Here is a 13,800-nt window from a genome sequence, read left to right on the forward strand (position 1 = left end):
ACAGCCACGCATTACGCCCCCCCACGACTCACCGCTGCATCGAATCCCACACCTTGTAAAGCCGCTTGACCGACACAGGCATCGGCGTGCGCAACTCCTGGGCGAACAGCGAAACGCGCAGCTCTTCGAGCAGCCAGCGGAACTCGGACAGACGTGCATCGGGCACGCCGCCGCGCTGCGCGACCGCTCGCTGATAGTTCTGCAGCAGTGGCTGCAATTCCGCGAACTGCCGTGCGTCGCGCGCGGGATCAGCCTTCAATTTGTCGATCCGCAACGCGATACCCTTCAGATAACGCGGAAAATGCGTGAGCTGCGAGTACGGGGTGTCCACCACGAATCGCTTGCCGATCAAAGCGTCGAGCTGATTCTGCATGTCCGCGTGCGCAGCGGTGAACGACTTGGCCTGCACCAGCTTCTTCAGTACCGACGCATATTCGCCGAGAATCTGTCCAACCAGCCGCGCAATCTCCTGCGCCAGCAACGTCAGCCGGCTACGGCCTTCATCGCGGCGCGTATGGAAACTGACATCGTCGTCGGGCAGCGGGTCCTGCAGGCAGGCGCGATCGAGCGCGGTGTCGATCAGCTGATCACGTAACTCTTCCTGTGTACCGCGTGTCATGAACTGCATCGCCATTTCGCGCAAGCCCGGCAGATTTTTCTCCAGATACTTGATCGGCTCCTTCAGCTGCAAAGCGAATAGCCGACGCAGGCCCGCCCGATGAATACGCGCGGCCTCATCCGGCGAATCGAACACCTCGACGTCGCAATGCGTGCCGCGATCCACGAGAGCCGGGTAGCCGAATAATGTCTGCCCGCCGCGACGGATTTCGAGCAACTCCGGCAGCTTTCCGAAATTCCACGTGGTGAGGTTTTCGTACAGCGCCGTGCCGCCCGCACTACCTGCGCTACCCTGCGACGGCGTCTGCGGCGCTGAAGCAGCCGCGCCCTTCCCTCGCTGTGCCTGACCACTGGAGGCAGGCGCCGTCCGCGGCGCTCCACCAACTCCTGCTCCGTCCGTCCGCGAACCGGCCGCGTCCGCCAACGCCGCGCCTGCCGCGCTCGATGCGATCTTCTGGAAGTGCTGCTGGGCCTGGCCGCCCAGTTCCGCCCGTAGCTGCGACAGGTTGCGCCCCATCGCGAGCTGCCGCCCGTGTTCGTCCACGACCTTGAAGTTCATGAACAGATGCGGCGGCAACGTCTCAAGCTTGAAGTCGGACTGTTTCAGCATCAGTTGCTTCTGCTCGCGAATATCGGCGATCAACGCTTCGAGCAACCCGCCGGCACCAAAACGCGGCGGCCCATGCCGGTCGACGAAACCGGCCGCATATTCCGGCAGCGGCACGCAGTGACGCCGGAGCTTCTGCGGCAGCGACTTGAGCAGCAGTTGCGTCTTCTCTTTCAGCATGCCGGGCACGAGCCATTCGCAGCGCCGCGCGTCGACCTGATTGAGTGCATAGAGCGGCACGGCGAGCGTGACGCCGTCGCGCGGAGAACCCGGCTCGAAGTGATAGGTGAGCGCCATTTCGACGCCCGCCATCGTCATCCGTTTCGGGAACAGATCGGTCGTCACGCCGGCAGCTTCGTGCCGCATCAGGTCGTCGCGCGACAGATACAGCAGGCGCAACTTGTCCTCGGGCTGACCGCTTTTCTTCAGTTCATCGCGATACCAGCGCTCGAACGACGCGCCGGTGTAAATCCCCTTCGGCAGCGCCTGATCGTAGAACGCGAAAATCAGTTCGTCGTCGACGAGCACATCCTGACGGCGCGACTTGTGTTCCAGTTGCTCGATGTCGGCAAGCAGCTTGCGGTTGTGCGTGAAAAATCCGAGCTTGGTGTCGAACTCACCTTCGACGAGCGCGCCGCGAATGAACAGTTCGCGCGCTCGCGCAGGGTCCTGTTTGCCGAAGCTCACGCGCCGCCGGTGATAGATCGGCAGCCCGTACAAAACCGCGCGTTCGAAGGCCGACACCTGCGCCGCGCGCTTCTCCCAATGCGGTTCTGACAGCGACTTCTTCAGCAAATGCGAGCCGATTTTTTCGATCCATTCAGGCTCGATCTTCGCAATGCAGCGCGCGTACAAACGGCTCGTCTCGACGAGTTCCGCGGCCATGACCCACTTCCCCGCTTTCTTGACGAGCGCGGAGCCCGGCCACAGATAGAACTTGATGCCGCGTGCGCCGAGGTAGTACGGCTCATCGTCGGCTTTCAGTCCGATGTTGCCCAGGAGACCGGTCAGCAGCGCGAGGTGAATCTGCTCGAAAGTCGCCTCAGCTTCGTTCAGACGCCAGCCGTGTTCGCGCACCACCGTCAGCAGTTGCGAATGCACGTCGCGCCATTCGCGCAGACGCAATTGCGACAGAAAATTCTTCCGGCATTCCTCGTGCAACTGCTTGTTCGATTTCTTGTGCGCGATCGCTTCTTCGAACCAGTTCCAGATTTTCAGCCACTGCAGGAATTCCGAGCGTTCGTCGGCAAACCGGCGATGCGCCTGGTCGGCCTGTTCCTGCGCCTCGATCGGCCGGTCGCGCGGATCTTGCACCGACAACGCGCTCGCGATGATCAACACTTCCTTCAGCGATTGCTGGTCGCGCGCGGCGAGAATCATCCGGCCGACGCGCGGATCGAGCGGCAAACGCGCGAGTTCGCGGCCGAGCGGCGTGAGCTGATTGTCGTCGTCGACGGCGCCGAGTTCGTTCAGCAGCTGATAGCCGTCGGCGATCGCACGGCCCGGCGGCGGTTCGATAAACGGGAACGTCTCGATCGCCGTCAGATGCAGCGACTTCATGCGCAAAATTACCGACGCGAGCGACGACCGCAGAATCTCCGGATCGGTGAAGCGCACGCGGCTCTGGTAATCGCTCTCGTCATACAAGCGAATGCAGATGCCGTCGGCCACCCGCCCGCAGCGCCCTGCCCGCTGATTCGCGGCGGCCTGCGAAATCGGCTCGACCTGCAACTGCTCGACCTTGTTGCGATACGAATAGCGCTTCACGCGCGCGAGTCCCGTATCGACCACGTAGCGAATGCCCGGCACCGTGAGCGACGTCTCCGCCACGTTCGTCGCGAGGACGATGCGCCGTGCGTTGGAGGTGCGGAACACGCGCTCCTGATCGGCGGCGGAGAGGCGCGCGAACAGCGGCAGGATTTCCGTGTGCGGCGGATGATGCTTGCGCAGCGCCTCGGCGGCGTCGCGGATTTCACGCTCGCCAGGCAAAAACACCAGCACGTCGCCGGGGCCTTCGCGGCACAGTTCGTCGACGGCGTCGACGATCGCTTCCATCAGATCGCGGTCGCGCTCCTTGCCCGTCTCTCGCGGAGTCTTTGCACGTTCACGCGACGCCGGACCGCCCGAGGTGCCTGACGTACCCTGCGCCGCTTTCACGGCGGGGCTGTCCTCTTCGATCGGACGGTAGCGCACCTCGACCGGGTAAAGCCGCCCGCTCACTTCGATTACCGGCGCGGGCTTTTCCTCGCTGCCGAAGTGGCGCGCGAACCGGTCGGTGTCGATCGTCGCCGACGTCACGATCAGCTTCAGATCGGGGCGCTTGACCAGAATTTCCTTCAGGTAGCCGAGCAGAAAGTCGATGTTCAGACTGCGCTCGTGCGCCTCGTCGATGATCAGCGTGTCATACGCTTTGAGCAGCGGATCAGTCTGTGTTTCGGCGAGGAGAATGCCGTCCGTCATCAGCTTGACGGATGCACCCGGCGACAGATTGTCCGTGAAGCGCACCTTGTAGCCGACCACTTCGCCGAACGGCGTGCCAAGCTCCTCGGCGATGCGCCGGCCCGTCGCCGAAGCGGCAATGCGGCGCGGCTGTGTGTGGCCGATCAAGCCCGAGCCGCCCGCGCCGAGGCCGCGCCCTAGCGCGAGGCAGATTTTCGGCAACTGCGTGGTCTTGCCCGAGCCGGTTTCGCCCGACACGATCACTACCTGGTTTTCGGCGATCGCCTTGGCGATTTCGTCGCGGCGGGCCGAGACCGGCAGCGCTTCGGGGAAGGTGATCGGCGGAACCGGATTCGGCTGCACCACGCGCGCCTCACGTGGGGCGCGCGGTTCACGGGGCGGTTGCTGGCGCGATGGCTTTCCAGCCTCCGGCTGCCCGCGTTGTTCGCGCTGGTCGCGCTGGCCACTCTGAGCGCTCTGCCCGCGTTGTTTGCGTTGTTCACCCCGCTGACTCGATTCTGGTAAGTCACGCGTCTCGCCAGGCGGCTCAGCGCGCTCGACATCTTTCGCCGTGCGAGACGGATTCTTCTGGTTGGAAGACGCCTGCGCGCGTTCGCCGGCACGATGCGGCTCGCGCGCCTTGCGAGGCGCGTCCGGGTTGCTTCGGTTCGCGTCCTTTTCGGGGCGGCGCTGCGCGTCGCCGGAGTTCGCCTGATCGGCGGCCGGCGCCGCATTCTCGTTCGCCGCGGCGGGACTTTTGGGTACATTCGACATGGGGGCGCATTATAATCCCCGGCATGAATTCCCAAACCGACCTCGTCCCCGCGCCCGCGAGCGTTCCGGCCCCCGCCGGAGCAACGGAAAACCTCGCACAGCACGCGCAATTCGTCGACTGGATGCGCTCAGTCGCCCCTTATATCCACGCGTTCCGGAATAAGACGTTTGTTGTCGGTTTCGGCGGCGAAGTGGTGCATCAGGGGCTCCTGAATGCGCTCGTGTCCGACATCGCGCTGCTGCAGGCCATGGGCATCCAGATCGTTCTCGTGCACGGCTCCCGGCCGCAGGTCGAAGAGCAGATGAGTCTGCACGGCGTCGAGTCGGAGTTTTCGCACGGCATGCGCATTACCGACGCCCGCGCGCTCGAGTCCGCGAAAGAAGCCGCGGGCGAAGTGCGTCTGGATATCGAGGCCGCCATCAGCCAAGGCTTGCCGAACACGCCCATGGCGCACGCGCACATCAGCGTCGTTTCGGGCAACTTCGTGACGGCGCGCCCAGTCGGCATTCTGGACGGCGTCGACTTCGCGCACACAGGCGTGGTGCGCAAGATCGACGCGGATTCGATCCGCCATTCGCTCGCAAGCCGCAAGCTGGTGCTGTTGTCGCCGCTCGGCTTTTCGCCCACCGGCGAGGCGTTCAACCTCGCAATGGAAGACGTCGCCTCGGCTGCCGCCATCGCCTTGCGCGCCGACAAGATCGTGTTCCTGACCGAAACGCCCGGCCTCATGCAGGCCGGCGAAGACGGCACCGAACTGATCCGCGAACTTTCGCTCGACGACGCGTACAAGCTGCACGAAAGCGGCGAAGTCACCGGCGACGCGGGCTTCTATCTGAAGCATTCGATCCGCGCATGCCGCGGCGGCGTGGCGCGGGCGCACATCATCCCTTACGCGCTCGACGGCAGTCTGCTGCTCGAACTGTTCCTGCACGACGGCGTGGGCACGATGATCTCGTACGAGAATCTGGAAAGTCTGCGCGAAGCCACGCCGGACGACGTCGGCGGCATTCTCGCGCTGATCGAGCCGCTCGAATCGGACGGCACACTGGTGCGGCGCGGCCGCCATCAGATCGAGCGCGACATCGACCATTTCTCGGTGATCGAGCACGATGGCGTGCTGTTCGGCTGCGCGGCGTTGTATCCGTACACGCAGGAGCGCATCGGCGAAATGGCTTGCCTCACAGTCGCGCCCGAAGCGCAGGGTACCGGCGACGGCGAGCGCCTGCTCAAACGCATCGAGCAACGCGCGCGGGCCCGCGGGCTCGCGCGCATTTTCGTGCTCACCACGCGTACCGAGCACTGGTTCCTCAAGCGCGGCTTCGTCAAGGTCACGGTCGACGACCTGCCCGAAGACCGCCGCCGACTGTACAACTGGCAGCGCAAATCGCTCGTGCTGATGAAACAGCTCTGAGCGGCCCCATATAAAGCGACCGCCCGTCCTCGTATCGATTACGGTAATTATTTTTTATGGGACTGGAGTGAGTGCCGAAGCATTCACTCCGGTCGACACAGGAGAAGCACAGCATGACTCGTATGGTTCAATGCGCGAAGCTCGGCAAGGAAGCCGAAGGCCTCGATTTCCCGCCGCTGCCGGGCGAACTCGGCAAGCGGATCTACGAAAGCATTTCCAAGGAAGCGTGGCAAGCCTGGTTGAAGCAGCAAACCATGCTGATCAACGAAAACCGTCTGAACATGGCCGACCCGCGCGCGCGACAGTATCTGATGAAGCAGACCGAAAAGTTCTTCTTCGGCGAAGGCGCGGATACGGCGCAAGGTTACGTGCCGCCGCCGGCTGAGTGAGCGCAATTGGAGTGCTCCGCACTCGCAGCGGTAGCGACGAAATCCGCGCCAGGTGCGCGGATTTTTTTCGTCCCTCGCCTGCCCCGCAAACTCTCCAAACGGTACATTTCGTGCTCTTCCAGACGTCTTTTCGGGACCGTCTCGATCGCCGGAATCTCCCGCCCCGCATGGGATCGAGCGCCTTCGCCAGACCGCGGATCCAAAACCGGGTTTGCACGATCCTCTGTCATCGTGCTAACATGTGCGTCGTTCCAACAGCAATTCACCTACATTCGCGTTCTCTGACCTTGCGACCCGCCATGTGCCTGCACTGCGTGAGTCCATCGCGATGGAACAGTTTTTATACAAGAAGGCTTGTCGGTCGTATCGCGGTTTGAAGTCGCCCTTCGGTCATCCAAGGGTCATTCAGGCGGCGAATAAAGCACCGGCCTTTTTCGTTTCAAGCCTTCCAGTGGCGTAGTCCGGCCTCCAGCCGTCTGCGTCCTCATGCATCTGCCCCCCTCCACGGCCACGCAGGTGCAACAGTCAACACAATTTAATCGAGTGTTTTTTCGCGACCTGGCTCGCGAGGCACGGGCGTTTGCTGCTATTGCCGCGCTTTCGCGTTTCTTTTCCGACGCGCGCCCACTCTTTCGCCTTCGCAGCGCAAGAACGCCATCGCCCCGTTTGCGAAACTGCACTTCCCAGCAACCGTGGCGGAACGCATCATGAGTTTCGTCGCAGTCATCGGAGTTTTACCTTGACCGCTTCCAGCAACGGCTTCTGGCGACATCACAAACAAGAACAGCGCCTTTCTCTCGACGACATCACCGTCGTCGACAACTCGCTCCTCAAACGTGCCGTCGGCGCCATGGCGCTCGGCAACGCAATGGAATGGTTCGATTTCGGCGTGTACAGCTACATCGCTGTCACGCTCGGCAAAGTGTTCTTCCCGTCGTCGAGCCCTTCCGCCCAGTTGATCGCCACGTTCGGCACGTTTGCCGCCGCATTTCTCGTGCGCCCGGTCGGCGGCATGGTGTTCGGGCCGCTCGGCGACCGCATCGGCCGTCAGCGCGTACTCGCAATGACCATGATCATGATGGCGATCGGCACGTTCGCGATCGGGCTGATCCCGAGCTATGGCTCAATCGGCATCCTCGCGCCGGCGCTGCTGCTCGTAGCGCGTCTGGTGCAAGGCTTTTCGACCGGCGGCGAATACGGCGGAGCAGCCACCTTCATCGCCGAATTTTCGACCGACAAGCGGCGCGGCTTCATGGGCAGCTTCCTTGAGTTCGGTACGCTGATCGGCTACGTGCTCGGCGCAGGCACGGTTGCGGTGCTGACCGCGACGCTGTCGAACGACGCGCTGCTGTCGTGGGGCTGGCGTGTGCCGTTCCTGATCGCCGGTCCGCTGGGCCTGGTCGGCCTTTATATCCGGATGAAGCTCGAAGAAACGCCCGCGTTCAAGAAGCAGGCCGAACAACGCGAAGCCGAAGACAAGGCGGTGCCGAAGCAGTCGCTGCGCAATCTGCTCATGCAGCAATGGAAGCCGTTGCTGCTGTGCGTCGGCCTCGTGCTGATCTTCAACGTGACCGACTACATGGCGCTCTCGTACCTGCCGAGCTACCTGTCGGCCACCCTGCACTTCAACGAATCGCACGGCCTTTTCATCGTGCTGCTCGTGATGGTACTGATGATGCCGATGACGCTCGCAGCCGGCCGTCTGTCCGATACGATCGGCCGTAAGCCGGTGATGCTGTTCGGCTGCGTGGGTCTGTTCGCGCTGTCGATCCCTGCCCTGCTGCTGATCCGCATGGGCACGCTGGTGCCCGTGTTCGGCGGCCTGATGATTCTCGGCGTGCTGCTGTCGTGCTTCACGGGCGTGATGCCGTCGGCACTGCCGGCGCTGTTCCCGACCAAGATCCGCTATGGCGCGCTGGCCATCGGCTTCAATATCTCGGTGTCGCTGTTCGGCGGTACGACGCCGTTGGTGACCGCATGGCTCGTCGACCGCACCGGCAATCTGATGATGCCTGCGTACTACCTGATGGGCGCGTCGCTGATCGGTATCGTCTCCGTGATGGCGCTTCGCGAAACCGCCCGCAAGCCGCTGCTCGGCTCGGGCCCTTGCGTGGCGACGCGCGCCGAAGCGCACGCAGTACTGCGCGGCGAACGTGAAGCCGAAGAGATGGACGAACGCTACGCAGCCACTGCTACGGCGCGTGCGTGATTGACTACGGCGCGGTAGCCGCGGTGACGCGACACGATTCCTTCGGCAGTCGCCGCTAACCGCGGTATCAGGCTTGATTGCGGTAATCGCGCTAGCGAAGCCGACTCACCGCGCGGCATTCCAGTTACATCGAAAGTAGACGTACGACGGGCCGGCAGATTTGCCGGCCCGTTTTCATTTCAGCAGCAGATCGAATCTCGCCTGCGCGCGCGATCCTTCGATCGTTAGAATGCCCGCCGACACCGGCAGCTTGAAACGCCGCGGCCCCGCACTGCCGGGGTTGATGAACAGCACGCCGTCGCGCTCGGTGATCGACGGCTTATGCGAATGGCCGGTCACCACCACGCCGATACCGTCGTTGAGCGGATCGGCTGGCACGTCGGCGATGTCATGCACGACAAGAATCGCGACCTGCTGCACGTTGAGCGTCGCATGCGTAGGCAGCGACGTGGCCCACTCGCCGGTGTCGTTATTGCCGCGCACGACGGTGAGCGGCGCGATCTGACGGAGCGCCTCGAGCACGGCCTCATTACAGATGTCGCCCGCGTGGATGATGGCGTCGCAGCCCGCGAGATATTCGAGCGCTTCGGGACGCACGAGGTTGTGCGTGTCAGAGATGAGACCGATGCGGCTCGACGGCGCGCGGCGAGTAGATGAAGTCATGACGACAGTATCCGTGAAGCTCGGGTCTGGTCGCAATTAGCCTCGTTGCACGAAGGCGGTCGCCCGCCAGCACGCTCAGGCTTCCATCACATGCTCGATGCGCCGGTCCGGCACGAGCCACCATGCCGCAGCAAGCGCGTAGAGCGCCGCCGAAATCCACGGTGCGACGAACGCGAGCGCAATGCCCGCCAGATAAATTGCCACCGACACTTTCCCTTTGATGTCGTTGCCCACCGCTTTTGCGAGCGTCGAGTCACGACCGTGCGCACGGATCAGCGTGCGCGTCAGGATGAAGTACGCGATGGCCGACATGAACAGCACGACGCCGTACATGGCGGTCGGCCACGAGGCAAGATGATTTTCGCCGACCCAATGCGTGACGGCGGGAAGCAGCGACAGCCAGAAGAGAAGATGCAGATTGGCCCACAGCACGCCGCCGTTGACCCTTTGCACCGCATGGAACATGTGATGATGATTGTTCCAGTAAATGCCCACGTAGATGAAGCTCAGCACATAGGCGGCGAATACCGGCACGAGCGGAGTCAGTGCGGCGAGATCGAAGCCTTCCGGTACCTTGATTTCCAGCACCATGATCGTGATGATGATGGCGATCACGCCATCGCTGAAGGCTTCGACACGTCCCTTGCCCATCGGCTGTTCCTCGAATGAATGCGATTGAATGCGAATGAATGCGATTGAATGCGGGGCGATTATCCGCGATGGCGCGACGCTTTGTCGATGCGCGCCGCGCTCGCGTTACTTCAGCGGCTTCAGACCGTCGAGCAAGGTCGGCACCAGTTCGCTGATGGTCGGGTGAATGTGCATCGCGTATTGCAAGGTGGGATACGGCGCGCCCGCCGTCATGATGTCGATGATGGTATGGATGGCCTCGTCGCCTTCTATACCGTGGATCGCCGCGCCGAGAATCTGCCGGGTGTGCGGGTCGGCAAGCACCTTCATGAAACCGTCGGTCTCGCCGCGCTCCCGCGCGCGGCCCACGCGCGACATCGGCATGGTCGCGATCAACGCGTCGCGGCCGCTCTTGCGCACGTCGTCTTCGGAAAGGCCCACGCGCGCGAGCGGCGGGTCCACGAACACCGCGTACGCCATGATCCGTTTGTCGACAGTGCGCGTGCCGCCATCGAACAGATTGGCCGCGACGATCTGATAATCGTCGTAAGACGTATGCGTGAACGCGCCTCGCCCGTTGATGTCGCCGATCGCCCATACGCCCGGCACGTTGGTGCGCAACTGGCCGTCCACGGGAATCGTGCCGTGCCGGTCGGTCTCGATGCCGGCTGCGGCAAGACCGAGATCGTCGGTATTCGGTTTGCGGCCGGTTGCGAACAGCAGGTGCGACGCCTCCAGCGCCGGAACATTCTGCTCGAAGCCGATACACACTTCATTCTCGCGATGCGGATGCGGCTCCACGCGCGAAGGCTGCACTCCGAAACGGAACTCCACGCCCTCACGCGCCAGCACGCTCTGCACCGACTCCGCAAAGTCGGCGTCCTCGCGCGTGAGCACACGATCGCCGCGCACCAGCACCGTCACTTCGCTGCCGAAGCGGCGAAACACCTGCGCGAATTCGAGCGCGATATAACTGCCCCCGACGATCACGAGCCGGCTTGGCAACTCCGTGATCTCAAGCAGACTCGAGTTGGTGTAATAGCGGGCTCGCTCGATGCCTTCAAGAGGCGGCACCACGGCGCGCGTGCCCGTATTGAGGAAAATCTCATCCGCGCTCAGTTCGTGCAGCACGCCTCCGTCTGGCCCGCTGACGGCAAGCGTGTGCGGCCCGGTGAAGCGCGCATGGCCGGTGAACACCGTGAGGTTCCTGGCGCCCCGCAGCCAGGCCTCCACGCCGTCGTGCGACTGGCCCACGATCTTGTCCTTACGCGCCTTGACCGCCGCCATATCCACGCCGACCGCGCCGCCGATATGCACGCCAAGCCTCGCCGCATGGCGCGCCACATGCGCCGCGCGGGCGCTCGCCACATACGCCTTGGTCGGCGTGCAGCCGACGTTCACACAGGTCCCGCCGAACGCCGCGCGTTCAATGACCGCCGTGCGGCGGCCGCTTTTGCCAAGACGCACGGCGAGCGGCGCGCCGCCCTGTCCCGTGCCGATCACAACCGCGTCGAAGTGCTGTGCCATCGCAAGTCTCCTGGGGCTCAGATGCAGGTCGTTGCATCTTACGCCCAGTCTTCAGCGCGGTTATGTCACGCTGCCGATCCTCGCGGATTGAGAACCCTCGCGACATACGCCAACGCGGCGAGCGGATCACGTCGCCGCATACACATCCGCCAACGCGCGTGCATACGCGCTCGCTCCCACTGGCCGGCTGTACAGATAACCCTGCTGTTTGTCGCAATCGATCGAACGAAGGAATGCGGCCTGCTCGGGCGTCTCCACGCCTTCCGCGGTGACGTTCATACCGAGCGAGTGCGCCATGGCCACCACGGCCTGCGTGATCGCAATCGAATCGCGATGATCGGGCAAGCCCGCCACGAACGACCGGTCTATCTTCAGGTTGTGCAACGGAAAGCGTTTCAGATACGACAGCGACGAATAGCCGGTGCCGAAGTCGTCGACGGAAATACGCACGCCCGTCGCGCTCAACGCAAGCAGCATGGGCAGCACGGTGTCGCTGTCGCTCATCAGAAGCCGCTCGGTGATTTCCAGTTCGAGCGCCGCCGGCTCGAGCCCGGAGTGGTCCAGACAGCGCCTGATCCGCTCCACCAGACCGTCGTTGAACTGGCGCGGCGACAGATTCACCGCGACGATCAGATCCGGCGCGAGCGTGCGCCGCCATTGCGCCGCCTGCTCGCAGGCACGGGCGAGCACCCAGTCGCCGATCTCGACGATCAGGCCCGCGTCTTCCGCAACCGGAATGAATTCGGCCGGCGAGACATTGCCAAGCTCGCTGTTGTACCAGCGCAGTAGTGCCTCCGCGCCGATGGTCCGGCCGGCGTGACTATCGACGATCGGCTGATATACGAGACTGAGCTCGTGGGCGGCAAGCGCGCGGCGCAGCGACTGCTCGATCAGGAACCGGCGTTGCAGTTGCTGATTGAGTTCCGCCGTGAAGAACTGGAAGTTGTTGCGCCCGCGCTGTTTCGCGTGATACATCGCCGAGTCGGCGTTGCGCATCAGCGTAGGAGCGTCCTGGCCGTCTTCGGGAAAGCGGCTGATGCCAATCGACGCGCCCAGGTAGTACTCGTTGTCCGCCACCGCGAACGGCACCGCGATTTCCCCGAGGATGCGACGCGCGAGGCCGACTATCTGCTCGTTGCATTCGCAGGCGCTCACCACGATCACGAACTCGTCGCCGCCCACGCGCGCGAGTGTATCGTCCGGGCCGACGCAGCCGGCAAGCCGCTCGGCGACCCGTTTCAGCAACGCGTCGCCGGCCTCATGACCGGCCGTGTCGTTGACCTTCTTGAATCCGTCGAGATCGACGAAGAGCACGGCAACGCTCGTGAGCTCGCCGCTGTAATTCGGGTTGCCGGGCGCGAACAGGCTGTTCATGCGCTCCGTCAGATAGGCCCGGTTGTAGAGCCCGGTGAGGGAATCGCGCGTCGCGAGAAATTTCAACTGGCGCTGCGCCTCGCGCACCGGGCCGATGTCGGTAAACGAGATCAGTACGGAGTCGGGCTTGCTCTCGCCCGGCTTCAGAATCGGCACGACGTTCTCGGTGACCCAGATCACTTCGCCGTTCACCAGTTCCAGCGCCAGTGTGACGCCGAGCATCGGCTGGCCGCTCGCAAGCACCTGCGCGACAGGCCGCTCATGCTCGGCTACGGGCGAGCCGTCCTCGTGAAAGCCACGCACCATCACCGTGCGGATACTGCGCCCGACGATCTGCGGACCGGTGCGCAACATGCGTTGCGCGCTCGGATTGCAGGCCAGCACGACGCCCGAGCGAGACTGCACCACAATGCCCTCGATCAGATGATCGACGACCAGCCGGTGGTGCTCCTCGCTATTCGCAAGCCGCTGCGCCATCGCGTCCTGATGCACGGCAAGCCCGACGCTGCGGCTGATGTCGCGCAGCATCGTCTCTTCCTGCGCGGTAGGACGGCGCGGCTCGCGGTGATAGACGGCGAACGCGCCCAGCACGGCGCCGGCGTCGTTCTCGAACGGCACCGACCAGCACGCGCGCAAGCCGTGCGGCAACGCAAGCGCGCGGAAGTCCGCCCATAGCGAATCCGTCTCGATGTCCTCGACCACCACCAGCCGCCGCTCGTACATCGCGGTGCCGCAAGAGCCCGCGCTCGGACCGATCGGCACGCCGTCGATCGCCGTGCTGAACTCCGCCGGCAACGACGGCGCGGCGCCCATCTTCACGTGGACGCCGTCGTCGTCGAGCAGCAGGATCGAGCACGACGCGCCCCCGCCCAGCAGCGCTTCCGCGCGGTGGCAGACTTCTTCCAGCAATTCCGGCAACGGCGTATTGCGCGTGATCAGCCGCAACACGCTACGCTCCGACGCCAACACCTCTTCGGCCAGATCCGGCCGGTAATGGCCGGCATCGGGCGTCGCTCCTACGTCCATGCGTGATGTCGCTTCGCGGTTCATATATGCGCCCCCCAACCCAACATCGGCAAAAAAGCGTAAGCAGCGCATCAGGGTATACCCGCCAAACGTGAAGATGTCCGCCGGGCGTGCTTCCGTTTGTGCTGCATT

8 protein-coding genes are annotated in these 13,800 nt (G+C 63.7%); 3 read left to right on the forward strand and 5 right to left on the reverse strand.

Features of this window, described 5'->3' with window-relative positions:
• Window positions 1-28: 28 nt before the first annotated feature.
• On the reverse strand, window positions 29-4,438 hold the full coding sequence (gene hrpA / locus J2W46_RS20490) for an ATP-dependent RNA helicase HrpA (RefSeq protein WP_310355744.1): 4,410 nt from the start codon (window positions 4,436-4,438) through the stop codon (window positions 29-31).
• A gap of 23 nt (window positions 4,439-4,461) precedes the next feature.
• Between hrpA and argA the strand changes: the two genes are divergently transcribed.
• From argA to proP, 3 genes are all read left to right on the forward strand, one after another.
• On the forward strand, window positions 4,462-5,850 hold the full coding sequence (argA, locus tag J2W46_RS20495) for an amino-acid N-acetyltransferase (protein ID WP_310355746.1): 1,389 nt from the start codon (window positions 4,462-4,464) through the stop codon (window positions 5,848-5,850).
• Window positions 5,851-5,963: 113 nt separating this feature from the next.
• Window positions 5,964-6,239: an oxidative damage protection protein gene (locus J2W46_RS20500; protein WP_027775455.1), complete on the forward strand. Its 276-nt coding sequence runs from the start codon at window positions 5,964-5,966 to the stop codon at window positions 6,237-6,239.
• Between the two features lie 739 nt (window positions 6,240-6,978).
• Window positions 6,979-8,448 (forward strand): glycine betaine/L-proline transporter ProP, encoded by a 1,470-nt coding sequence (gene proP, locus J2W46_RS20505; RefSeq protein WP_020065467.1) that lies wholly within the window; start codon window positions 6,979-6,981, stop codon window positions 8,446-8,448.
• A gap of 174 nt (window positions 8,449-8,622) precedes the next feature.
• Here the strand turns inward: proP and J2W46_RS20510 are convergent, their stop codons facing one another.
• The 4 genes from J2W46_RS20510 to J2W46_RS20525 form a co-directional block, all read right to left on the reverse strand.
• Window positions 8,623-9,111: a metallophosphoesterase family protein gene (locus tag J2W46_RS20510; protein ID WP_310355750.1), complete on the reverse strand. Its 489-nt coding sequence runs from the start codon at window positions 9,109-9,111 to the stop codon at window positions 8,623-8,625.
• 75 nt (window positions 9,112-9,186) lie between these two features.
• Window positions 9,187-9,762 (reverse strand): TMEM175 family protein, encoded by a 576-nt coding sequence (locus J2W46_RS20515; protein ID WP_087752577.1) that lies wholly within the window; start codon window positions 9,760-9,762, stop codon window positions 9,187-9,189.
• Window positions 9,763-9,867: 105 nt separating this feature from the next.
• Complete coding sequence (locus J2W46_RS20520) at window positions 9,868-11,268, reverse strand: FAD-containing oxidoreductase (RefSeq protein WP_310355752.1); 1,401 nt, start codon at window positions 11,266-11,268, stop codon at window positions 9,868-9,870.
• A 126-nt stretch (window positions 11,269-11,394) separates the two neighbouring features.
• Entirely contained in the window at window positions 11,395-13,692 is a 2,298-nt protein-coding gene (locus J2W46_RS20525) for a putative bifunctional diguanylate cyclase/phosphodiesterase (protein WP_310355753.1), read from the reverse strand.
• Window positions 13,693-13,800: the final 108 nt, after the last annotated feature.

The organism is Paraburkholderia strydomiana (assembly GCF_031456815.1).
GTDB lineage: Bacteria > Pseudomonadota > Gammaproteobacteria > Burkholderiales > Burkholderiaceae > Paraburkholderia > Paraburkholderia caledonica.